This window comes from Plantibacter sp. AC185, from assembly GCF_979258065.1.
The window spans coordinates 2,600,532-2,621,295 of the sequence record NZ_OZ409831.1 but is presented as its reverse complement, the minus strand read 5'-3'; the positions used below and the strand labels follow the sequence as shown (position 1 = coordinate 2,621,295).

Annotated in this window: 21 protein-coding genes; 8 read left to right on the top strand and 13 right to left on the bottom strand. The window is 69.4% G+C overall.

The window, feature by feature from the left end:
• From ACZZZB_RS12425 to ACZZZB_RS12415, 3 genes are all read right to left on the bottom strand, one after another.
• Nucleotides 1-1,050, bottom strand: a complete 1,050-nt coding sequence (locus ACZZZB_RS12425) for a lipoate--protein ligase family protein (RefSeq protein ID WP_079706437.1) — start codon at nucleotides 1,048-1,050, stop codon at nucleotides 1-3.
• Between the two features lie 57 nt (nucleotides 1,051-1,107).
• Nucleotides 1,108-2,526 carry an NAD(P)/FAD-dependent oxidoreductase gene (locus ACZZZB_RS12420; RefSeq protein WP_463529833.1) on the bottom strand — a complete coding sequence of 473 codons (1,419 nt, stop codon included), beginning with the start codon at nucleotides 2,524-2,526 and terminating at the stop codon, nucleotides 1,108-1,110.
• Nucleotides 2,527-2,678: 152 nt separating this feature from the next.
• Nucleotides 2,679-3,563 carry an alpha/beta hydrolase gene (locus ACZZZB_RS12415; protein ID WP_161578678.1) on the bottom strand — a complete coding sequence of 295 codons (885 nt, stop codon included), beginning with the start codon at nucleotides 3,561-3,563 and terminating at the stop codon, nucleotides 2,679-2,681.
• Between the two features lie 309 nt (nucleotides 3,564-3,872).
• Here ACZZZB_RS12415 and ACZZZB_RS12410 point away from each other — a divergent pair, with 309 nt between their 5' ends.
• The 3 genes from ACZZZB_RS12410 to ACZZZB_RS12400 all read left to right on the top strand — a co-directional run bounded on the left by ACZZZB_RS12410 (nucleotide 3,873) and on the right by ACZZZB_RS12400 (nucleotide 6,919).
• On the top strand, nucleotides 3,873-4,931 hold the full coding sequence (locus ACZZZB_RS12410) for a magnesium and cobalt transport protein CorA (RefSeq protein ID WP_064295772.1): 1,059 nt from the start codon (nucleotides 3,873-3,875) through the stop codon (nucleotides 4,929-4,931).
• Between the two features lie 114 nt (nucleotides 4,932-5,045).
• Nucleotides 5,046-5,498, top strand: coding sequence for a MarR family winged helix-turn-helix transcriptional regulator (locus tag ACZZZB_RS12405; RefSeq protein WP_229939713.1), 453 nt, complete (start codon nucleotides 5,046-5,048; stop codon nucleotides 5,496-5,498).
• A 5-nt stretch (nucleotides 5,499-5,503) separates the two neighbouring features.
• Nucleotides 5,504-6,919, top strand: a complete 1,416-nt coding sequence (locus tag ACZZZB_RS12400; protein ID WP_086475260.1) for an MFS transporter — start codon at nucleotides 5,504-5,506, stop codon at nucleotides 6,917-6,919.
• Between the two features lie 120 nt (nucleotides 6,920-7,039).
• On the opposite strand, the gene ACZZZB_RS12395 is transcribed toward ACZZZB_RS12400, so the two are convergent.
• Together ACZZZB_RS12395 and ACZZZB_RS12390 are read right to left on the bottom strand one after the other, a co-directional pair.
• Entirely contained in the window at nucleotides 7,040-7,969 is a 930-nt protein-coding gene (locus tag ACZZZB_RS12395; RefSeq protein ID WP_463529832.1) for a methyltransferase family protein, read from the bottom strand.
• 28 nt (nucleotides 7,970-7,997) lie between these two features.
• Nucleotides 7,998-8,378 (bottom strand): DUF3054 domain-containing protein, encoded by a 381-nt coding sequence (locus ACZZZB_RS12390; RefSeq protein WP_138945482.1) that lies wholly within the window; start codon nucleotides 8,376-8,378, stop codon nucleotides 7,998-8,000.
• Between the two features lie 127 nt (nucleotides 8,379-8,505).
• Between ACZZZB_RS12390 and ACZZZB_RS12385 the strand changes: the two genes are divergently transcribed.
• On the top strand, nucleotides 8,506-8,799 hold the full coding sequence (locus ACZZZB_RS12385) for a DUF4287 domain-containing protein (protein WP_463529831.1): 294 nt from the start codon (nucleotides 8,506-8,508) through the stop codon (nucleotides 8,797-8,799).
• 199 nt (nucleotides 8,800-8,998) lie between these two features.
• Here the strand turns inward: ACZZZB_RS12385 and ACZZZB_RS12380 are convergent, their stop codons facing one another.
• From ACZZZB_RS12380 to ACZZZB_RS12360, 5 genes are all read right to left on the bottom strand, one after another.
• On the bottom strand, nucleotides 8,999-9,811 hold the full coding sequence (locus ACZZZB_RS12380) for a CPBP family intramembrane glutamic endopeptidase (protein WP_079706990.1): 813 nt from the start codon (nucleotides 9,809-9,811) through the stop codon (nucleotides 8,999-9,001).
• Nucleotides 9,812-10,034: 223 nt separating this feature from the next.
• On the bottom strand, nucleotides 10,035-10,880 hold the full coding sequence (locus ACZZZB_RS12375) for a transglutaminase family protein (RefSeq protein ID WP_079706431.1): 846 nt from the start codon (nucleotides 10,878-10,880) through the stop codon (nucleotides 10,035-10,037).
• Nucleotides 10,877-11,806 carry an alpha-E domain-containing protein gene (locus ACZZZB_RS12370; protein ID WP_064295753.1) on the bottom strand — a complete coding sequence of 310 codons (930 nt, stop codon included), beginning with the start codon at nucleotides 11,804-11,806 and terminating at the stop codon, nucleotides 10,877-10,879. Before ACZZZB_RS12370 ends, ACZZZB_RS12375 begins: the two co-directional genes overlap by 4 nt.
• Nucleotides 11,800-13,509 carry a circularly permuted type 2 ATP-grasp protein gene (locus ACZZZB_RS12365; RefSeq protein WP_463529830.1) on the bottom strand — a complete coding sequence of 570 codons (1,710 nt, stop codon included), beginning with the start codon at nucleotides 13,507-13,509 and terminating at the stop codon, nucleotides 11,800-11,802. Before ACZZZB_RS12365 ends, ACZZZB_RS12370 begins: the two co-directional genes overlap by 7 nt.
• 229 nt (nucleotides 13,510-13,738) lie before the next feature.
• On the bottom strand, nucleotides 13,739-14,680 hold the full coding sequence (locus ACZZZB_RS12360) for an aldo/keto reductase (RefSeq protein WP_463529829.1): 942 nt from the start codon (nucleotides 14,678-14,680) through the stop codon (nucleotides 13,739-13,741).
• 155 nt (nucleotides 14,681-14,835) lie between these two features.
• Between ACZZZB_RS12360 and ACZZZB_RS12355 the strand changes: the two genes are divergently transcribed.
• The 3 genes from ACZZZB_RS12355 (at nucleotide 14,836) to ACZZZB_RS12345 (ending at nucleotide 16,768) form a co-directional block, all read left to right on the top strand.
• Nucleotides 14,836-15,276, top strand: a complete 441-nt coding sequence (locus tag ACZZZB_RS12355) for a GNAT family N-acetyltransferase (RefSeq protein WP_463529828.1) — start codon at nucleotides 14,836-14,838, stop codon at nucleotides 15,274-15,276.
• A gap of 91 nt (nucleotides 15,277-15,367) precedes the next feature.
• Nucleotides 15,368-15,799 (top strand): hypothetical protein, encoded by a 432-nt coding sequence (locus tag ACZZZB_RS12350; RefSeq protein ID WP_137244155.1) that lies wholly within the window; start codon nucleotides 15,368-15,370, stop codon nucleotides 15,797-15,799.
• A gap of 45 nt (nucleotides 15,800-15,844) precedes the next feature.
• The gene (locus ACZZZB_RS12345; RefSeq protein ID WP_463529827.1) at nucleotides 15,845-16,768 is read left to right on the top strand and encodes an SMP-30/gluconolactonase/LRE family protein; all 924 of its coding nucleotides are present in this window, start codon (nucleotides 15,845-15,847) and stop codon (nucleotides 16,766-16,768) included.
• Between the two features lie 12 nt (nucleotides 16,769-16,780).
• Here the strand turns inward: ACZZZB_RS12345 and ACZZZB_RS12340 are convergent, their stop codons facing one another.
• The 3 genes from ACZZZB_RS12340 to ACZZZB_RS12330 all read right to left on the bottom strand — a co-directional run bounded on the left by ACZZZB_RS12340 (nucleotide 16,781) and on the right by ACZZZB_RS12330 (nucleotide 19,098).
• The gene (locus ACZZZB_RS12340; RefSeq protein WP_463529826.1) at nucleotides 16,781-17,818 is read right to left on the bottom strand and encodes a LacI family DNA-binding transcriptional regulator; all 1,038 of its coding nucleotides are present in this window, start codon (nucleotides 17,816-17,818) and stop codon (nucleotides 16,781-16,783) included.
• Nucleotides 17,819-17,896: 78 nt separating this feature from the next.
• Nucleotides 17,897-18,337: a carboxymuconolactone decarboxylase family protein gene (locus tag ACZZZB_RS12335; protein WP_205125882.1), complete on the bottom strand. Its 441-nt coding sequence runs from the start codon at nucleotides 18,335-18,337 to the stop codon at nucleotides 17,897-17,899.
• Nucleotides 18,338-18,348: 11 nt separating this feature from the next.
• Nucleotides 18,349-19,098: an SDR family NAD(P)-dependent oxidoreductase gene (locus ACZZZB_RS12330; RefSeq protein WP_064295740.1), complete on the bottom strand. Its 750-nt coding sequence runs from the start codon at nucleotides 19,096-19,098 to the stop codon at nucleotides 18,349-18,351.
• A gap of 301 nt (nucleotides 19,099-19,399) precedes the next feature.
• On the opposite strand from ACZZZB_RS12330, the gene ACZZZB_RS12325 reads away from it, so the two are divergent.
• Entirely contained in the window at nucleotides 19,400-20,716 is a 1,317-nt protein-coding gene (locus tag ACZZZB_RS12325) for an ABC transporter substrate-binding protein (RefSeq protein ID WP_079003547.1), read from the top strand.
• Nucleotides 20,717-20,764: the final 48 nt, after the last annotated feature.

Below are 20,764 nucleotides of genomic sequence, written 5' to 3'. Positions count from 1 at the left end.
CTACGGGACGCGGGTGAGCCAGGCGTCGGTGGCGAACTTGTCGGTGACGAGCTGCTCGGCGGCGGCGCGCTCGGCATCGGTGACATGGCCCGGGGTCGCGCCGGTGATCTCGACGAAGGTGTCCTTCATGCGATCGATGATCTCGGCCCGCGAGAGCCCGGTCTGGCTGCGGAGCGGGTCGACGCGCTTGGCGGCCGAGGTGGTGCCCTTGTCGCTGAGCTTCTCCCGCCCGATACGGAGCACCTGCGTCATGAGCTCGCCGTCCATGTCGTAGCTCATCGTGACGTGGTGCAGCACGGCGCCGTTCCCGAGCCGCTTCTGCGCGGCACCGCCGATCTTTCCCGACGGGCTCGTGATGTCGTTGAGCGGCTGGTACGTCGCCTCGATGCCGAGCGAGCGCAGGGCGACGAGCACCCAGTCGTCGAGGTAGGCGTAGGAGTCGGCGAAGGTCATGCCGTTCACGAGCTCGGCCGGGACGTAGAGCGAGTAGGTGATGATGCCACCGCGCTGCATCATCATCGCGCCACCGCCGGAGACGCGGCGGACGACCTCGAAGCCGTTCGCCTTCGCGTTGTCGAGGTCGACCTCGTTCTTGAGCGACTGGAAGCTGCCGATGACGACCGCCGACTGGTCCCACTCCCAGATGCGGAGCGTCGGACCGCGGCGGCCCTCGCCGACCTCGTTCGTCAGCACCTCGTCGAGCGCGAGGTGGAGTTGCGGCGACACCGAGCCCTCATGGATGAGCTGCCAGTCGTAGTCGCCCCAGCCCGTCGCCTTCGCGAGGGAGCGGCGAATGGCCGTCGCGACCGCCTCGGGCGTGAACCCGAGGAGCACGGCGTCCTCCGGCAGGGCGCCGCGGATGGCGGCGGCGAGACCTGCGGCGTCCGTGGTGGCGGGGAGCCCGGTGACGGCGCGGTCGATCAGCGCGAGCGCGTCGTCGGGTTCGAGGAAGAAGTCACCGGCGAGGCGGAAGTCCGCGATGCGGTCGTCGACCACCTCGAGATCGACGACGACGAGCTTGCCACCCGGGACCTTGTACTCACCATGCATGCCCCCAGCCTATTCCTGGACGGCGTCCGGATTCCCCGGAAGGGGCGTCGAACCAGGTCAGGAGTCGAAGCCGATGCCGAAGCGGTCCATGACCTTCAGGAGCAGGCCGTCGCGGCCCTCGTTCGCGTCGGAACGGGCGACCGCGCGGCGGACGGTCTGGATCGCGGGGTTCGCGATGGGCTCCGGCGGGATGGGGATCGGCTTGGACCGGACCATCTTCAGGCGGGTCAGCTCGGTCGACTCGCCACTCAGCAGATCGAGCATGACCTTCGCCCCGAAGCGCGTCGCTCCGACCCCGAGTCCGGTGAACCCGGCGCTGTAGGCGACGCGCCCGCCGAGTGCCGTGCCCTGGAACGCCGAGAGCCGTGAACACATGTCGATCATGCCGCCCCACGCGTGGGTGAACCGGACGTCGAGTTGCGGGTAGGTCGTGAAGAAGTGGTCGGCGAGGGTCTCGAACGTCTCGCGGCGCTGATCGTGCTCCGGCCGGATCCTGCCACCCCGGTGGTAGACCGCGTCGAAGCCGCCATAGAGGATGCGGTCATCGGCGGACCGGCGGGAGTAGTGGAACTCGCGACTCGAGTCGGCGATGCCGAAGCGGTCCGTCCACCCGATGCTCTCCAACTGCTCGGCGGAGAGCGGCTCGGTCATGAGCACGTAGTCGTACACGGGGATCGTCAGGAGCTCCGTGCGCTTGAGGAGCGACGGGAAGCCGTTGGTGGCGAGCGCGACCTGCCGAGCCTGCACCCCACCCTGCTTCGTGGTCACCGCGACGCCGTCGCCCGAGCGTCGTAGCCGGGTCGCCGGGGTGTGCTCGAAGACCCGCACACCGAGCTCGATGCACGCGCGCTTCAAACCCCAGGCGAGCTTCGCCGGGTGGACGAGCGCCGTGCTCTTCCACTCCCGCTGACCGGCCAGGTACACGGGCGAGTGCACGAGCGCCTGGACGGCCTCGCGATCGAGGAAGACACCGTCCCCCGACACCTCGCGCAGCGCGTCCACCTGGTGCGGCTCGGTGGCGACCGTGAGCACACCGGTGTGCTCGAACTCGGCGTCGATCCCGAGGCGGTCGAGCGTGGCGACGAACTCGTCGAAGTTCTCGTCCGCCAGGCGATCGAGCTCCGGCAGTTCGTCGGCGAAGTGGCGCTCGCCGTTGTCGACGCCGTGGGTGAGGCTCTCCTCGAAGAAACCGCCGTTCCGGCCACTCGCCGCCCAGCCGACCTCCTTGCCCTCGATGAGCACGACGTCACACGAGGGGTCGGCCTCCTTGGCGATGAGCGCGGTCCAGAGTCCGGAGTAGCCGCCACCGACGACCAGCAGATCCGCCGTGACCTGGCCGACGAGTCGGGGCTCCGGCGTCGGCCGATCGGGGCTGTCGAGCCAGTACGGGACCGTGCTCGCGCCCGCGAGCGACCGGGCGATGCGCTCCGCCGAGTTCCGTCTGCGGTGGCTGTAGGTGGGTCCGTCCGAGGTCACCGGGTCTCCTCTGCGTCGAGTGTGGGTGCCGCGACTGTACCCCGCGGCCCCTGAGCTTGTCGAAGGGTGGTCTCGTTCGCTGCCCTTCGACAAGCTCAGGGACCGGGGCGGGCGCTCACGGACCGGGGCGGGCACTCACCGGCCCGGGCGACTCAGGTGCGCTTGTCGAGCCACTCCACGACGTCGCGCTCGACGTCCTCGCGGTTCAGCTCGTTGAAGATCTCGTGCCGCGCCTCGGGGTAGATGACGAGCGTCACGTCCGTCAACTTCGACCGCTTCACGTAGGCGTCGCGGAGGAGGGTCAGGCCACGGACCCCACCGAGCGAGTCGTCGGATCCGCCGAGGATGAGCACCGGAACCGCGCGCGGCAGGCGCTTCGGCGGGCGGCCGAGGAAGGCGAACGCCTGGATCGGGTTCCACACCGGGGTGACGCCGATGTCGAAGTTGCGCTCGTCGGCGGCGAACGCGGCCCAGGCGGCCGGGTCGCGGTTGAGCCACTCGAGACCGGTCTTCCCGGTCTTCCGCCAGCGCTTGTTGAGGTCACCGGCGTTGATGACGCCGGGCATCGCGAGCGAGGTGCCCGAGAGGATGAGGAGCTCATACAGATCGTGTTCGGCGACGACCTTCTGCGCCATGAGCGAGCCCCAGCTGTGCCCGAGCAACGCGAGCCGCGACTCGGGGAAGCGGGTCCGCAGGTACCGGCCGACGGCGGCGACGGAGTCGATCGCACCCCGGGTCGTCCGCGGGCCGAGCTTGCCGAGGCCGAGGTGCTCGAGCCCCGTGCGACCATGGCCGCGGTGGTCGTCGGCCGCGACCGTGTACCCCGCGTCGTTGAGCCGTGCGGCGAGGCGCCCGTAGCGGAGGGCGTGCTCCCCCGCTCCATGCGCGATGTGCACGACGGCCCGAGGGTTCGGCACCTCCCACAGGTAGACGTAGACCGTGACGCCGTCGTCGTCGACGATCGTCTCGGTCGCATACGGTCGCGGCTCGACGGGGCGGTTCGCGTCGTCGACGGGTGGCGGGGTCTGCTCGCTCATCCCGCCAGCGTATGCCCTCGGCCCGGCGGCGTGGCGAGTCCGTTTGCAGTTCCCGGAGGGCAGGCGTACGGTGAACGAGGCCCGAACGGCGGGCCGGCAGGTTTCGACGGAAGCGAGGTGAGCGGCCATGGCTGGTGACAGTATCCGCGCCATCGCATCGACGAACCGCCTCGCCTCCCTCACCCGGTAGGCGCTGCCACCGCCGGTGCCGAGGCGCCCTCACTCACACCTCCCCGGGTGCGATCCACCGCGATCGCCTGCACCCGCGCGGCCGCCGCACGTTCCCGTCGATCGATGGACGGAGACCTCATGGCACTCATCGACAACGGCATCTACGTGACCGGACGGCGCTCGGCGAGCCCGCGATCGCTCGACGCGACGTACGAGCTCCTCAACGAACAGCGGGGCATGGCCTGGATCGGTCTGTACCGCCCGGAACCGTCGGAGATCCGCTCCGTCGCTCAGGAGTTCGACCTGCATCCGCTCGCCGTCGAAGACGCTCTGAAGGGCCATCAGCGGGCGAAGCTCGAACGTTACGGCGACACGCTGTTCGTCGTCCTGCGTCCCGCCCGCTACCTGGACGAGGAGGAGCGGGTCGAGTTCGGCGAGGTGCACCTGTTCGTCGGACCCGGGTTCGTCGTCACGGTCCGCCACGCGGAGAAGCCCGACCTCGGCCAGGTCCGGCGGCGACTCGAAGCCCGGCCCGACATCCTCGCGCTCGGCCCCGACGCCGTCCTGCACGCCGTGCTCGACCAGGTCGTCGACGGCTACGGTCCCGTCGTCGCGGGGCTCGAGAACGACATCGACGAGATCGAGGACGAGCTCTTCGGCGACGCTGCGGACGTCTCGCGTCGCATCTACGAGCTGCTGCGTCAGGTCATCGCGTTCCAGCGCGCGACCACGCCCCTGCGGGCCATGCTCCACGGCCTGCTGCAGGGTGCCGACAAGTACGGTCTCGACGAGGAGCTGCGCAACGGCTTCCGCGACGTGCTCGACCACACCCTCCGGATCGCGGAGCGCGTCGACTCCTTCCGTCACCTGCTCCGGAACGCGCTGACGGTGCACGCGACGCTCATGACGCAGCAGCAGAACGAGGAGATGCGACGCCTCTCGGAGGCGAGCCTCGCGCAGAACGAGGAGTCGCGTCGGATGAGCGAGACGGCGCTGGCGCAGAACGAGGAGATCAAGCGGATCTCCTCCTGGGCGGCGATCCTCTTCGCCCCGACACTCATCGGCACCGTCTACGGCATGAACTTCGACGACATGCCGGAGCTCCACTGGCAGTTCGGCTACCCGGTCGCGATCGGAGCGATGCTCGTCCTCTCCGGGACCCTGTACGCCATCTTCCGAGCCCGCCGCTGGCTCTGACCGCACCCCAGCCCGCGAACTGTCACCGACGGTCAGTCCTGCACCCCGTGCACTGTCGGTTGGTGACAGTTCGCGGGTTTACTTAGGGTGGCTAATTTGCTAGGCTAACGAATCGTGGCAAGCGGAGCAGCGACGAAGACCAGGGCCCTGACGATCGCCGAGCAGGCGTCCGAACTCCGGATGGGCACCTTCCGGCTCGCGAGACGACTGCGCGGGGAGAAGTCGGTCGACGACCTCAGTGATCCGCAGTTCTCCGTCCTCGGAGGGCTCTACAAAGAGGGCTCTGCAACCCTGCGGGCACTGGCCGAACGCGACCGCGTGTCCGCGCCATCCATGAATCGCACCGTCAACTGCCTCGAAGAGGCCGGGTACGTCACCCGAGAAACCGACGCGGCCGACCGCCGGAAGGTCACCATCGCCCTCACCGAAGCGGGCCACACCACCGTCACCGAGACCGTCCGGAAACGCGACGCGTGGATCACCCAGCAGCTGCGCGCGCTCACCCCGGACGAACGCGACACCCTCGCCCGCGCAGCCGAGATCATGAGGAGACTCGCCACCCAGTGAGTGCAATGTTCCGTTCCCTGTCCAGCGTCAACTACCGCATCTGGTTCATCGGCGCCCTTGTGTCGAACGTCGGCGCCTGGATGCAGGCCACCACCCAGAACTGGGTCGTGCTGACCGACCTCACCGACAACGACGCCGTGGCCGTCGGCGCCACCATGGCCCTGCAGTTCGGGCCGCAGCTCGTCCTCGTGCCGATCACCGGTCTCATCGCCGACCGCTTCGACAAGCGGAAGATCCTCATCCTCACCCAGTCGAGCCTCATGCTCCTGGCGTTCGCCCTCGGCGCCCTGCTCATCTTCGGTCACGCCGAGCTGTGGCACATGTACCTCTTCGCACTGGCCCTCGGCATCATCAACGCCGTCGACGGCCCGGCCCGCCAGACCTTCGTGTCCGAGCTCGTCGACGAGCACAACATGTCGAACGCCGTCGCGCTCAACTCGGCCTCCTTCAACGCGGCACGCATGGTCGGCCCCGCCATCGCCGGCCTCCTCATCGTCGCGATCGGCTCCGGGTGGGTGTTCGTCGTGAACGCATTCACCTTCCTCGGCGTCATCGGCGCCCTGTTGGCCCTGCGCACCGGCAAGCTCCGTCGGGCGCCGCGCCCACCGCGGGCTCGAGGACAGTTCGTCGAGGGCTTCCGCTACGTCCGCGGGCGGCCAGACCTCATGGTCGTCTTCGTGATCGTGTTCATCATGGGCGCGTTCGGCATGAACTTCCCGATCTTCGCCTCGACCATGGCCGTCGAGTTCGGCAAGGGCGCGGGCGAGTACGGCATCCTCTCCTCGGTGCTCGCGATCGGTTCCCTGACCGGCGCACTCCTCGCAGCACGGCGGGCGCAGGCCCAGATGCGGATGATCGTCGGCGCGGCCGGGCTCTTCGGGGTCGCTGCGCTCACGGCCGCGTTCATGCCGAGCTACTGGTCGTTCGCCGCCGTGCTGATCCTCGTCGGCTTCTCGACGGTGACGCTCCTGACCACCGCGAACGGACTCGTGCAGACGAGCACCGAGGCCGCCGTCCGTGGCCGGGTGATGGCGCTGTACATGGCGATCCTCATGGGTGGCACCCCGATCGGCGCGCCCATCGTCGGGTGGGTGGCGAACACCTTCGGGCCGCGCTGGGCGCTCGGCCTGGGCGCTCTCGCCGGATTCGCCGCCTGCGCCACCGGCCTCGCCTACGGGGTGTTCCGTCATCACCTCCGCCTGCGCGTGGCGCCCGACTCCCGCTGGCGACTGCAGTTCACCCACGACGGCGTCGTCTCACCGGTCACGCCGGAGGACTTCTCGGAGCAGATCGCGCTCACCTCGCCGATCCCGCTGCCGAAGCCGAAGTCGCGTGCGAAGGCGCCCGAGCCGCGTCCGGAGTCGCGTCCCGAATCGTCGCCGGTCGACGAGTCCACGACCCTCACCGGCTCCCGCCGCTAGGCGGTCCTCCGCTCCGCTCCGGGCCGCTCGGCGTTCGCAACTCCTGCATCCTGCGACCGCCGGGGCTCCCCGTCGCGCGGGTCGGCGGGTGACGCGGCCGGTCGTCGCAGGCAGCAGGAGTTACGAACGAGCCGCCACCGGACGGAGGCTCGGGACCCAGCACCGCAGGTCCTCGCGGTAGCGCCGGTAGGGCTCGCCGAAGCGCGCCTCGAGGTCGGCCTCTTCGACCGGCCGGACCAGGACGTTCCAGACGACGGCACCGAAGACCGCGTAGACGACCACGATCCAGGACGACAGCAGGAGCCCGACGCCGACGCCTTGGACGATACTGCCGACCGCCATGGGATTGCGGACGAAGCGATAGGGCCCGGCGATGACGAGTCGGTTCGGCATCGCGGCGGGGAGCGGCGTCCCACCCCCGGTCGTCGCCATCGCGGCTGCCGACCAGAGCCCGACGACGCTCCCGAGCACCAAGACGACGATGCCGGCGACGACGGCGAACTGCTCCGCACCCGGCGGCAGGGCGATCGCGACCCGCCATCGCAGCTCGAAGAACCGCAGGACGGCGGGGATCACCGCGAGGAAGACGCCCCAGAACGCGACGATCTCGACGGCGGTCCTCACGAGTTGCGAACCGGTCGACGCCGACGCATCGGCTGGGCGGAACGCGAACGGCCCGATGGCGATCCACGCTCTGGGGATCCCGCCGGTGAGGACGAGCGCGAGGGCCGTGACCGAGCCGACCGCGGCGCCGACCATCAGCAGGGCGCCGATCCCCGCCTCCTGGGTCACGGCCGCGAAGATCCCCAGTGACACGGTGACCAGCAGCGTCCAGACGGTCGCGAGGATCGCCGCCCATCGGATGGCGCACGCGGCGAGCGCCGAAGCGACGACGAAGAGCGGGACGTCGAGTACTGCCGTGACGACGGGGTCGAGGCTGCCGAGCGTCGCCGCACGGACGGGCGGGACGAGGAACACGGACACCCACCATGCGGCGCCGGCGAGGGCCTGCACGGCGAAGTACCAGCGCCCCCAGCGCTCGGCGCTCATGTGATCGTCGGTGTCGGTGTCGGCGGCGTCATGGGCGTCGGCGGGCGATGAGCCACGCGACGAAGCGCCACCCCAGCAGGAGTGCGGCGAGGACGAGGACGGTCACGATGACGAAACTGAGTTGGACGCCCTGGCCGGAGACCGCGCGCAGCACCATCCCGACGACGACGGTCGACACCCAGACGACGACGCCGGCCCAGCGGACGGAGCGGGTCTCGCGCTGACCGAGGACGAGCGCGAGGACGTGTCCGACGAGGAGTCCGACGGCGAACGGCCACAGCGTCACGAGGAGTCCGAGGATGCCTTCGCCGTGGCTGGCGCGGCCGATGAGGACGAACACGATGACGGCGAGGAGGTCGATGCCGACGGTCGCGGCGAATCCGGCGGGGGTCCTGCTGGGGCGGTCCATCCCCTCACCCTATTGGCGTCGTCGCCGCCCACCCTGGAGGGAGGCCGCATGGCGCGCTCCGGGGCCTGTCGCTCGGTGCCGTCGCTGGCTACGATGGCGCTGACACCCGATCGACGAAGGAGCCGTCATGTCGTTCCAGGCCTATCTCGATGCCGCCGAGGCGAAGACCGGTAAGACCCCGCGCGAGCTCGTCGACGAGGCGCACGCCCGCGGCTTCGACGCGTCGACGAAGGCCGGCGAGATCCTCGAGTGGCTGAAGTCGGACTACGAGCTCGGCCGGGGTCATGGGATGGCGCTCGTGCACGTCATCAAGAACGGTCCGACGATCAGCGACAAGCACGTCGGCACCGACGGGGTGCACCGCGACGAGTCGACCGAGCTCTGGCTCGACGGAGCGGCGTCGAGGCCCGCCGCCCCCTGACTCCCGTCCGGGTTGCTGCCAGCGCGGTGCGCTCGCGTGAGCGCGGGTCTGTGGCGTTAGCGCGCCCCTCTGGAGACCCGCGGTCACCTGCCAGACCCGCGCTGAAGCCTGAACACCGCCGCTCGCGTCAGCGCACCGCGCTGGGCCCGGGACACCGACATTCGCATCAGCGCACCGCGCTGGCGGGCGGACACATCGCTCAGTACCAGAAGATCGGAATCCAGTCGCGATGGTGCGCGTGCACGATCGCGAGGAAGACGATCGCGTCGAAGAGCAGGTGGACCGCGAGGATGTACCCGAGCGACCGCGTCTTCGAGAACAGGTACCCCTGGAGGAGCGCGAACGGGAACGTCAGGAGCGGGCCCCATGAGCGGTAACCCAGTTCCCAGAGGAACGAGACGAAGATGACGGCCTGCAACAGGTTGGCCTGCCAGACCGGGAAGTGCCGGCGCAGCAGGGCGAAGCAGGTGCAGATGAAGAACAGCTCGTCCCACGTGCCGACCGCGTTGACGCCGACGAAGAACCGGCCGAGTTCTCCGGCGTCGCTGATCACCGGCCAGTTCTCGTAGGCACCGGAGCGGATGAAGTAGAACGGGAGGATCGCCCAGCCGAGCAGCGGGACGGCGAAGAGATAGGCGATCTCGCCCTTCGTCTTCTTCTCGCGGCTGCGCCAGGGGAAGGTGATCGCCTTCCGCCGGTAGACGAATCGGTCGATGAGGAACGGGACACCGACCGCCAGCAGGAGGACGGTGCCGATGCGGAAGAAGCTCGGCCAGGAGACGTCCGCTTCCACGGACGTGGTCGAGACGATCCCGATGCCGATCGCGATGAGGAACAGGTCCTTCGCGAGGTCGCGGTCGATCAGGATCGCGGTCGCGAGCGCGGCGACGAGGAGCGGGTAGCCGGCGAGCGGCTGCATGAGGCCGAAGAGGCAGAACGCGGACGCGGCGAGCAGCACCGCGGGGATCAGCTTCATCGGGCGGCGGGCCGGGACGATCATCTCGGTCTGCATGCCGTCGATCCTACGGGTGCCGGCGCGGGGCGCTGAGGCGAGCGCGGGCTTGTAGGCGTCGGCGCGGTGCACTGACGCGAGAGCACCCGAACGGGCGCGACCGCGTGGCCTGCGCGTGAGCGCGACCCTCCGGAGACCCGCGCTCACGCGCATGACCCGCGCTCACGTCAGCGCACCGCGCTGGCGCATCCACCGAGGAGGGTCTCCCCGCGGTGGAGTCGGGTCAGGCCTCTCGGGTGATCTCGACCTTCACGAAGAGCTTCGAGCGGTAGGGGCCCGCGTACACCCCACGGAGCGGGGAGACGTCACCGTAGTCACGACCCCGCCCGATGAGGACGTGACGCTCGCCCACGTCGACCATGTTGGTCGGGTCGAACCCCCGCCAGTCACCGCAGAACCATTCGACCCACGCGTGTGACTCCCCCGTCACCGTCTCACCGATCGCCGCGTGCGGCTTCGGGTGCAGGTACCCCGACACGTAGCGGGCCGGGATCCCGACCGAGCGCAGCGCTCCGAGGACGATGTGCGTGATGTCCTGACAGACGCCCTTGCGGTTCGCCCACGCCTCGGCAGCGGTCGAGTACACACTCGTGACGCCCTGCACGTAGTCCATCTGCTCGCCGATCTCCCGACTGATGGCCATCGCGGCCTCGCACGGGCTCTCGTAGCGGTCGGCGATGGTCCGGGCGAGCTCGACGAGGTCGTCCGGCGGCGTCGTGCGTCGGGTCTGTTCCAGGTGCTCCACCCGGGTCACGGCGGCCTGGGTCGCGATGTCGAGCTGCTCCCAGCCGGTCGGGTGCGGCTCGTGCTTACGGGGCCGGACCTCGACGAGGCTCGTCGCCGTGAGCGAGAGCTCCTCGTGCGGCGTCAGCACCTCGAACGCCGAGACCTTCATGCCCCAGTAGTCGGTGTACGTCGACTGCGACGCTCCCGGCTGGATGTCGATGTGCGAGTACAGGACGTACTGGTCCTCGGTCGTCACCGGCAGCATGCGCGCTTCGTTGTACGACGCGTTGACCTTGCCGCCGTAGGAGAAGCCGGTGCTGTGCTTGATGTGGAGCCGGGTCATGAGTTCTCTCCGATCCACGCGGGCACCGCGTGAGTGGGGAAGTAGCGTTCGCGGATCGCCTCCGACACCTGGCTGGTGACGTTCTGCACGGCGTCCATGCGGCCGGGGAGGTCGACGAGCGTGTCCTGGATGGGCCGGTACTCGAGGTCGCTGCGGATCTGACCGAGCAAGCGCTGGGCGGAATCAACCGTCCCGACGCGGCCTCGGCGCGGTTCGAGGTCGCGCATGCACTCCTCGGCCCGGCTGATGGAGAACATGACCGACCGGGGGAAGAGCTGGTCGAGCAGGAGGAACTCGGCCGCGTTCTTCGCGCTCGGCATGCCGCGGTACGTGCGCAGGTAGGCCTCATAGGCGCCGCACGAGCGGAGGATCGTCGTCCAGGACGGGCCGCTCGCCTCGGTGAGCGACCGCGTCGCCAGGAGTCGGGCGGTCATGTCGGCGCGTTCGAGGCTGCGACCGAGGGTGAAGAAGCGCCAGGCGTCGTCGCGACTCGTGGCGGAGTCGACGATGCCGACGGCGAGAGCCGAACGCTCGCGCACCCACCCGAAGAACTCGTGCACCTTGTCGCTCGCGACCCGGCGCGGCATCCGGGCACGCGTCGTGTTGAGGCACTCCCAGAGCTCGGTCGACACGATCTCGCGGGCACGTCGGGCGTTCTCGCGAGCGGCGCCGAGCGAGTAGGCGATCGACGCCGGGTGCGTGCGGTCGACGGCGAGCTGCGCGAGGACGTCCTGACGGGTGAGTTCCTGGTCGGCGGGCGCGTCGCTGCCCATGACGGAGAGCAGCGACCGGCAGGCGGTGTCCTCGTCGATCCACGGGTCCTCGAGCAGCAGCTGCAGGTGGACGTCGAGGATGCGCGCGGTACCGTCACTGCGTTCGATGTAGCGGCCGATCCAGAAGAGGCTCTCGGCGATGCGGCTCAGCATGATGCGTCCTCCTGCGTCGACCCGTCGGCAGCGGGCTGGGCGAGCGTCTGCTGCTGTTGCTCCTGCTGGTCCTGGTTGCCGGCCGGACGGTCCTGGGGCGAATGCTCCGGGGTCGTGCCGTGGTCGTAGATGATCGGGATCGACGTCGTCTCGGTCGTGGCCTGCTCGGCGACGAGACCCTGGATGTCGTGCGAGGACGCCTCGGGCGCCGCGTTGGGGTCGAACGGACGTCCGACGACCCAGGTGTCCTTCGAGCCGCCGCCCTGGCTGGAGTTCACGACCAACTGCCCCTCCGGGAGGGCGACGCGCGTCAGGCCGCCGGGCAGCACCCAGACGTCGTTGCCGTCGTTCACCGCGAACGGACGCAGGTCGGCGTGACGGGGACGCATGCCGTCCTCGACGAGCGTCGGGATGGTGGAGAGCATGACGACCGGCTGCGCGATCCAGCCGCGCGGGTCCTCGTGCAGCTTCGTCTTGAGGGTCGCGAGCTCCTCCTTCGACGCGTCCGGACCCACGACGAGGCCCTTGCCGCCGGAGCCGTCGACGGGCTTGATGACGAGCTCGTCCAGGCGGTCGAGCACTTCCTCGAGGGCGAGCGGGTCCTCGAGACGCCAGGTGTCGACGTTCGGGAGGATCGCGTCCTCGGCGAGGTAGTACTTGATGAGGTCGGGCAGGTACGTGTAGACGAGCTTGTCGTCGGCGACACCGTTCCCGACCGCGTTCGCGATGGTCACGTTGCCGAGGCGCGCGGCGAGCATGAGCCCGGGCGAACCGAGCATGGAGTCGGCGCGGAACGACAGCGGGTCGAGGAACTCGTCGTCGACGCGGCGGTAGATGACGTCGACGCGCGTGGGCCCGGCGGTCGTGCGCATGAAGACCTTGCCGCCGGAGCAGAAGAGGTCGCGACCCTCGACGAGCTCGACGCCCATGAGCCGCGCGAGCAGCGTGTGTTCGAAGTACGCGGAGTTGTACACGCCGGGGGTGAGGACGACGACGTTCGGGTCCTCGACGCCGGGCGGGGCCGACGCACGCAGCGCCTGCAGGAGCTTGTTCGGGTAGTCGCCGACGGGCCGCACGCGCATCGAGACGAACAGCTCGGGGAGCGTCTGCGCCATCACGCGACGGTTGGAGATGACGTAGCTGACGCCGGACGGGACCCGGACGTTGTCCTCGAGGACGCGCATCTGACCGTGCTCGTCGCGGATGAGGTCGATACCGGAGACCTGGATGCGGACGCCGTTCGCCGCCTGGATCCCGTAGGCCTGCCGGTGGAAGTGCGACGACGAGGAGATGAGCTTCGCGGGGATGACGCCGTCGCGTACGGCGAGCTGCGGGCCGTAGACGTCGGCGAGGAACGCCTCGAGCGCTTTGACGCGCTGCTTGATGCCGGCCTCGACCTGCGTCCACTCCTGCTGCTCGATCACCCGCGGGACCGCGTCGAGCGGGAACGGACGCTCCTCGCCGGCGAAGTCGAAGGTCACGCCCTGCGCGAGGTAGGAGCTGGCGAGGGCGTCGGTGCGGCCTCGGAGCTCCTCCTGCGTCATCCGTGCGAGGGAGCTGTAGATCTCCTGATACGCCCGCCTGGCGGTCGCACCACCCGCGTGTTCCGCCGCCTCGCCGAACATCTCGTCGAACGCGGGAACACCGCCCGGAGTCTTGCGCGGGGCGAGCGTGCCGCCATAGCCGTTGAACAGGTCACCCATGGGCCGACTCTACCGGGACACATGTTGCCGGGGTGTTTCGGAGCGCGGAGAGGACGCCCCACTGGCCACCGAGCCACCCCACCGGCCACCGAGCCACCCCACCGGCCACCGAGCCGCCCTACCGGTCACCGAGCTTGTCGAGGTGCGCCCTTCGACAAGCTCAGGGACCGAAGGAGGTCACTCAGGGACCGAAGGAGGTCGCTCAGGGACCGGCGGGGTGAAGCGAGCCCTACGCGACCGAGGCGGCGGTGAGGGCGGCCAGCTCGTCTGCGGAGAGCTCGAGCGTCGCGGAGGCGAGGAGGTCGGGCAGCTGCTCGACCGTGCGGGCACTCGCGATGGGAGCGGCGACGGTCGGCTGCGAGCGGAGCCACGCGAGCGAGACCGTCGCGACCGAGACGCTGTGGGCGGCGGCGACCTCGTCGAGGACCGGCAGGAGCGCGGCGTGGTCGGCCAGGTAGGCCTGGGCACCCTCGGCGCGGACGCTGTCGACGCTCGACCCCTCGCGGTACTTGCCCGTCAGGAAGCCCTTCGCGAGCGAGAAGTACGGCAGCACGGCGAGCTGCTCGCGCTCGGCGATCGTGCGCAGCTCCCCCTCGAAGTCGCGCTCAACGAGGTTGTAGTGCGGCTGGAGGGCGATCGGGCGGTGGAGCCCCTTGGCCTCGACGATCTCGAACCACTCGGCGATGCGCGCTGCGGAGTAGTTGGAGATGCCGAGGTAGCGGACCTTGCCGGCGTCGACGAGCGACGACAGCGCGGTCACCGTCTCCTCCAACGGCACGGACTCGTCGTCGAAGTGCGCGTAGTAGAGGTCGATGTGGTCGGTGCGGAGGCGCTCGAGTGAGGCGTCGGCGGCCTTCAGGATGTTGTCGGCCGCGAGCCCCTGGAAGTCGGGGTGCTGGCTGACCTTCGTCGCGATGACGAGCTCGTCGCGGTTGCCGCGGAGTTCCTGCCACTCGCCGATGAGTCGCTCGGAGTCACCGCCGGTGTTGCCGGGTACCCACGCGGAGTAACCGTCGGCGGTGTCGATGAAGTTACCGCCACCCGCGACGTAGGCGTCGAGGATGTCGAACGAGGTCTGCCGGTCGGCGGTCCAACCGAACACGTTGCCGCCGAGGTTCAGCGGGAAGACGGACAGGTCGGACGTTCCGAGGGTGGTGCGGGCGTGAGTCATCTGATGATCCTCCAGAGGTTCGGTTCAGGCGTGTGCCTCTCCCACGGTAAGGCTGAGCGGCGCGCGGCTATTCCTCGTGTCGCCCGATGACGGTCGGTCCACCGACCCCGGATCGGCACTCGGAACCCCGCTCCACGCCGTCCTACAGTGGGCCGATGGGCTACCGCATCGACGACTCGAAGTACCGCATCGACCGGGACGCCGTGTGGGCCCTGCTCCGCGAGGTCTACTGGGCCAAGTGGCGCAGCCGAGCCGACGTCGAGGCGCAGATCGACGACGCCTGGCGCGTGATCGGCGTGTACGAGGAGGAGACCGGCGCACAGGTCGGCTTCGCACGAGCGGTGTCCGATGGACTCGGCTTCGGCTACCTCGCCGACGTCATCGTCCACGAAGCGCACCGGGGCCACGGGCTCGGCAAGCGGATCGTGCAGGCCATGATCGACGACGGTCCCGGCGCGCACTTCCGGTGGACACTCTTCACGAGCGATGCGCACGGCCTCTACGAGCAGTTCGGGTTCACCGATCCCGGCCCGACGGCGCTCGTCCGTCCAGCCGCGCAGCTGCCCGTCCACCCGAGCCAGGCGCCGACCGCCTGAGGTGCGGCGACGCGTCGCCCGACGGCGACTCGAGCGACGAATCGGTGCACCTCACCGCGGGCCTCCAGCCGAGACGGGCTAGCGTTGACGTATGTGGATCTCCGACGACGGCCGGTACAACATCGTCGACGTGCCCGCGGAAGCGTATCCGGGGCGCGCGTATCTCCTCGAACTCGTCGCCGGACTCGAACCCGACGAACTCCACACGCTCGTGACCCGCATGCAGTCGTTCGACGACGCGATGATCGACCGACTCGAGGTCCTCGTCGACGACGAAGCCCCCGAGGTCGCGCCGGATCCTGAGCGTGAAGCGCCGTACGTCGATGAGATGATCCCGCGACGCGTCCTCGACTCGATCGACTGGGACGCGATCCTCACGCCACCGTTCCGGATCGAGGCGATCGACGTCGCCGGTGACCGCTGGCGCATGGACGCGTGGGCCTTCCTGGAGTCGATCGTCGAACCGCCCGTCACCCGACCGAGCGCGCGCAACCTCGGCTCCTCCCCCATCGATCCGGCGTAGACCGGCACCTGCCGAAACCGGCACCTGCCGAATAGGCTGGGCGTCATGACCGACGACGACGTCACCATGATTGATCCTTCACCGCTGCTCGCCGAAGGAGCCGAACTCGAGCACCTGTACACGGGCGCGATCTGGAGCGAGGGGCCCGCGTGGATCGCGGAGACCGGCCGCGTGCGCTGGAGCGACATCCCGAACGACCGCATCCTCGAGTTCGACAACGCGACCGGTGAGACGGCCGTGTTCCGTGACGGCGCCGAGTACACGAACGGCCGCACGATCGACCGCGAGGGCCAGGTCGTGCAGTGCAGTCACGGGCGGCGCGCGGTCGAGATCGAGGGGCCCGACGGTCCGATCACGCTCGTCGATCACTGGGCCGGTGGCCGCTTCAACTCCCCGAACGACGTCGTCGTGCACTCCGACGGCTCGATCTGGTTCACCGACCCGCCCTACGGCATCGACGCCAGCGGACGTGAGGGGCACCCGGGTGAGCAGGAGTACGACGGCTGCTACGTCTTCCGGTTCGAGCCGGCGACCGGCGTGGTCGAACCCGTCATCACCTCGCTCGTGCACCCGAACGGGCTCGCGTTCTCCCCTGACGAGTCGATCCTGTACGTGTCGGACACCGGTGACGGCGCACTCCGCATCGCCGCGTACGACGTCGCGGAGGACGGCGTCTCGGTCGTCTTCGGTGACGCCCCGGGACGCACCTTCGCGAGCACCGCGGTTCCCGCGTCCGACGGCTTCCGGATCGACGTCGACGGCAACGTCTGGTCCTCGGCGGGCGACGGCGTCGAGGTGTTCGACCCGTCCGGCGCGACCATCCTGCGCATCCCGGTCCCTGAGCGCACCGCGAACGTCTGCTTCGGCGACCCCGACGGCCGCACCCTCTACATCACGGCCAGCACGTCCCTCTACCGCATCCGAACCGCCACCCGCCAAAGCCCGCGAACTGTCACTCCAGCACAGTGACGGGGCGCTGGACTAGCGGTTGGTGACAGTTCGCGAGCTGGCTCGGGGGACGAGTTCGGGGGCGAAGACGATGTGGCGGGATGACGGGGGCGGGACGGGGGCACCGTCGGCGACGGCGAACTCCTGGAGGAGCAGCTCGACGGCCGCGACACCGAAACCCTCGTGCGGCGCCCGCACCGAGGTGAGCGGGATGATCGACGACTCGGCGAACTCGATGTCGTCGTAGCCGACGATCGCGATGTCCTCGGGGACCCGGACCCCGTGCTCGACCACGAGCGTCTGCATGATGCCGAGTGCCAGCAGGTCGTTGACCGCGAAGACGGCGTCGGGACGGGCGTCGCCCGGTCGTGCGGCGATCGCGCGTCCGAGCTCGCGCCCCTCGGCGATCGTGCGCTCCGTGCCCGCGATGACCTCCAGCGTGGCTCCGGGCACGGCCGCGACGGCGGAACTCGCACCCTCGAACCGATCGGCGACCTGGCGGATGCCGAGCGGACCACCGACGAACGCGAGCCGACGACGCCCGGTCTGCAGCAGGTGCTCCGCGGCGAGGAACCCACCACGGACGTCGTCGACCGACACCGACGGCTGGTCCGGTGACGACGCGAGCTGCCCGACGAGGACCGACGGGATGCCCCGCTGCCGGATGCTCGTCAACCGCTCCTCGACGGACTCGTGGGAGGCGACGAGCATGCCCTGCACGCGCTGCGCCTCGAACATGCCGAGATAGGCGTCCTCACGCTCACGACTCCGGTTCGAGTTGGCGATGAACACCGAGAGACCGTCTTCGGCCGCGCGCTGCTCCACCCCCTCGGCGATGGTCGCGAAGAACGGGTTGCTGACGTCCGGCGCGATGTACGCGATGGTGCCACTCCGACCGAGACGGAGCTGCCAGGCCGCGTTGTTCCGCACGAACCCCAGCTGGTCGATCGCCCGCTGGATGCGTTCCTGCTTCTCCGGCGAGACGCGATCGGGGTGGTTGATGTAGTGCGACACCGTCCCCATGGAGACGTCGGCGAGCGTCGCGACCTCGCGGATTCCGACTCGTCCCATGCTCCACCCCTCCTGTCGTCCTGCGGCACTGCGGGCGCACGCCCGCGGCCCGGCTCAGTCTAGATCGCCCGGTCCGGGTCACTCCTGATCGCGATGCGGCTCCGGCCCGAGCGGCTCGGGGATCTCCACGCCGTACTCGATGAGGGCGTCGGTGACGACACGGATCGCGTTGAGGGCGCGAGGGAACCCCGCGTACTGCACGGTGTGGATGACCGTCTCGAGGATCTCCGTCGCGGTGCAGCCGACGTTGATCGCACCGCGGGTGTGGCCGCGCAGCTGTGGTTCCAGCCCACCGAGCGCGACGAGGGCCGCGAGGGTGATGAGCTCCCGCTGCGCCAGCGTGAGCCCCGGCCGGGAGTAGATGTCGCCGAAGTTGAACTCGATGCCGAAGCGCGCGAGGTCCTGCGCGAGCCCGGTCTGCATGGCGACGAGCCCCTCCGACTTGCCCTCGCCGTACACCTCGTCGAACTTCGCCTTGCCGCGCTCGAGTCTCGTCATGTCCTCTGGTCCTGTCGTCATCGTCCGCCGCCTCAGATCGAGTGTCCGCCGTCGAGCGGCAGGATGAGGCCGGTGAGGTTCACGGCGGCGGGTGAGGCGAGGAAGACGACCGTCTCCGCGAGGTGCTCCGGCTCGCCGAGCAGCCGGGTGGGGATCTGCGCGAGGAGCGCCTCGCGACGCTCCGGGGTGTCGTTGTCGCGGCCGGGGGTCGCCTGGGCTCCTGGGGCGAGCGCGTTCACGGTGACACCCTGCTCGGCGACCTCGATCGCGAGCGCCTTCGTGAGTCCGACGACGCCGGCCTTGGCCGCGGCGTAGGCCGTCGCCCCGCGCACGAGGCGTCCGCCACTGACGGCGGCGATGGACGCGATGCTGATGATGCGACCGGAGCGCTGTTCGAGCATCGAGGGCAGGACCGCGCGCGTGACGTTGAACACCGAGTTGAGGTTGCGGTCCATCTGGGTCATCCAGGTCTCGTACGTCATCTCGTGGAAGAAGCTGACCGCGCCGCCGCCCGCACCGTTCAGCAAGATGTCGACCCCGCCCCACTCGTCGACGATGCCGCCGACGGCAGCCTGGACGGCGTCGAAGTCGGTCAGGTCTGCCGTCGCCGATGCGGCCCGCACCCCGTGCGCACGGACGAGCTCCGCCGTCTCCTCGAGCCCCGCGGCGTTGAGGTCGAGGCCGGCGACGTCAGCACCCTCCGCGGCGAGCTTCTGGGCGATCACCCGCCCGAGCGCTCCTGCTGCTCCGGTGATGACGGCTCGTTTGCCCTGCAACCTCATGTGCGGTTCCGTTCCTCGTCCGGCGGGTTGAATCGCCGTGCATCGTCGTTGACTGTGGTCGTGCCGACATGATCGAGATCACGGGACGACGATCACCCATTCTCGTCGCCGTCTTGAAACGTGTCAATATGCATTCCGTCCAGCCATTGTCATGCTCGAAGTGCCTCGCCGAGCGGAACTGATCCGACGCTTGACATGCGACCCGAGCGCGGTTAGCCTCGGCCATTGAAACGCTTCAACTTTGCTCGCGACCATCATCGCTCGCGTCTCAACATCACTGCCACATCTTCAAGGAGGAAATGTGTCCACAGCGCACCGGGCCCCGAAACGTCGGTCGGCCACCGCCATCGCCGCACTCGGCGTCACCGCACTCGCCCTGACCGCCTGCGCAGGGAACGGCGGCGCATCGAGCGCCACGTCGTTCGACTACCTCGCGGCCGTCGAGAACTCGATCGTCCGCGACGAACTCACCGCTCTCGGCGACGGCGCGTGCGCCGCGAACGAGAAGGCACTGCCGCTCAAGGTCGAGACCCTGCCCCAGGCCGACGTGCTCCAGCGCGTCACGCTGCTCGCCAGCCAGAACGCCCTGCCCACCACCTTCACCGCACCGACCGCACCGCTGCGGCCCGGCGGCACCCTCGGCGACGACGACACCGTCCTCGACCTCGAGGACACCCTCACCGAGCTGGGCGTCATGGACGACATCCTCCCCTCGGCCGTCGCCACCGTGAAGAACATCTACGGCGACCGGTTCGTCTCGATGCCCTACCAGTACAACGTCGAGGGCTTCTTCTACAACAAGACGATGTTCACGGACCTCGGCATCGCGGTCCCGCAGACGTGGGACGAACTGCTCGACGCGGCCGACACCGTCCAGGCCTCCGGCAAGTCCGCCTTCACGGTCTCCGGTGCCCAGGGCTGGACGATCACCCGCTACATCAGCACCTACCTCTTCCGACTGCTCGGCCCGGACGCGATGAACGACATCGCCTCGGGCGACGCCAAGCTGACCGACCCCGAGTACGTCGAGGCGATCACCGCCGTCGCGGACCTCGGCAAGTACTTCGGTGCCGGCATCACGACGATGGACATGCAGACCGCGACGAGCGAGTTCTTCACCGGCAACGCGGCCATGATGTACAACGGCACCTGGATGCTCGCCGACGTCTACAACACCGAACTCAACCAGATCGGTGAGGACGCGGTGGGCTTCATGCCGTTCCCGACCGTCGAGGGCGGCAAGGGTTCGATCGACCAGTACCCGGCCAACACCGGTGCGGCGACCTCGTTCTCCACGAAGGGCTACGACGAGGAGAAGGTCGGCGGCTGGCTGAGCTGCATCGCGGAGAACTACGGCTCCAGCGTGCTGAAGAACCAGGGCGTCATCTCCGGGTTCAAGCTCAACGAAGAGGTCACCGACGTCCCGGCGCTCACCGCCGAGGTGCAGGGCATCATGGCCGACACCGATGAGACGGTCACCTGGTTCGAGACCTTCCTCCCCGAGAAGGCCGGCGTCGACGCCCAGACCAACGCCGCCCCGCTGCTCACCGGCGGCATCTCCCCCGAGGACTTCGCGGCGCTCGTCCAGGCCGGCGTGGACGCGGGTCTCAAGAAGTAACCGGCGATCCGGTCGCCCGGCAGTCGCCCGGCGACCGGATCCGTCCGT

Coding starts and splice junctions, on each gene's coding strand:
- ACZZZB_RS12425 (WP_079706437.1), bottom strand. CDS start 1,050: ATGCATGGTGAGTACAAGGTCCCGGGTGGCAAGCTCGTCGTCGTCGAT.
- ACZZZB_RS12415 (WP_161578678.1), bottom strand. CDS start 3,563: ATGAGCGAGCAGACCCCGCCACCCGTCGACGACGCGAACCGCCCCGTC.
- ACZZZB_RS12410 (WP_064295772.1), top strand. CDS start 3,873: ATGGCACTCATCGACAACGGCATCTACGTGACCGGACGGCGCTCGGCG.
- ACZZZB_RS12400 (WP_086475260.1), top strand. CDS start 5,504: ATGTTCCGTTCCCTGTCCAGCGTCAACTACCGCATCTGGTTCATCGGC.
- ACZZZB_RS12395 (WP_463529832.1), bottom strand. CDS start 7,969: ATGAGCGCCGAGCGCTGGGGGCGCTGGTACTTCGCCGTGCAGGCCCTC.
- ACZZZB_RS12390 (WP_138945482.1), bottom strand. CDS start 8,378: ATGGACCGCCCCAGCAGGACCCCCGCCGGATTCGCCGCGACCGTCGGC.
- ACZZZB_RS12385 (WP_463529831.1), top strand. CDS start 8,506: ATGTCGTTCCAGGCCTATCTCGATGCCGCCGAGGCGAAGACCGGTAAG.
- ACZZZB_RS12380 (WP_079706990.1), bottom strand. CDS start 9,811: ATGCAGACCGAGATGATCGTCCCGGCCCGCCGCCCGATGAAGCTGATC.
- ACZZZB_RS12375 (WP_079706431.1), bottom strand. CDS start 10,880: ATGACCCGGCTCCACATCAAGCACAGCACCGGCTTCTCCTACGGCGGC.
- ACZZZB_RS12370 (WP_064295753.1), bottom strand. CDS start 11,806: ATGCTGAGCCGCATCGCCGAGAGCCTCTTCTGGATCGGCCGCTACATC.
- ACZZZB_RS12365 (WP_463529830.1), bottom strand. CDS start 13,509: ATGGGTGACCTGTTCAACGGCTATGGCGGCACGCTCGCCCCGCGCAAG.
- ACZZZB_RS12360 (WP_463529829.1), bottom strand. CDS start 14,680: ATGACTCACGCCCGCACCACCCTCGGAACGTCCGACCTGTCCGTCTTC.
- ACZZZB_RS12355 (WP_463529828.1), top strand. CDS start 14,836: ATGGGCTACCGCATCGACGACTCGAAGTACCGCATCGACCGGGACGCC.
- ACZZZB_RS12350 (WP_137244155.1), top strand. CDS start 15,368: ATGTGGATCTCCGACGACGGCCGGTACAACATCGTCGACGTGCCCGCG.
- ACZZZB_RS12345 (WP_463529827.1), top strand. CDS start 15,845: ATGACCGACGACGACGTCACCATGATTGATCCTTCACCGCTGCTCGCC.
- ACZZZB_RS12340 (WP_463529826.1), bottom strand. CDS start 17,818: ATGGGACGAGTCGGAATCCGCGAGGTCGCGACGCTCGCCGACGTCTCC.
- ACZZZB_RS12335 (WP_205125882.1), bottom strand. CDS start 18,337: ATGACGACAGGACCAGAGGACATGACGAGACTCGAGCGCGGCAAGGCG.
- ACZZZB_RS12330 (WP_064295740.1), bottom strand. CDS start 19,098: ATGAGGTTGCAGGGCAAACGAGCCGTCATCACCGGAGCAGCAGGAGCG.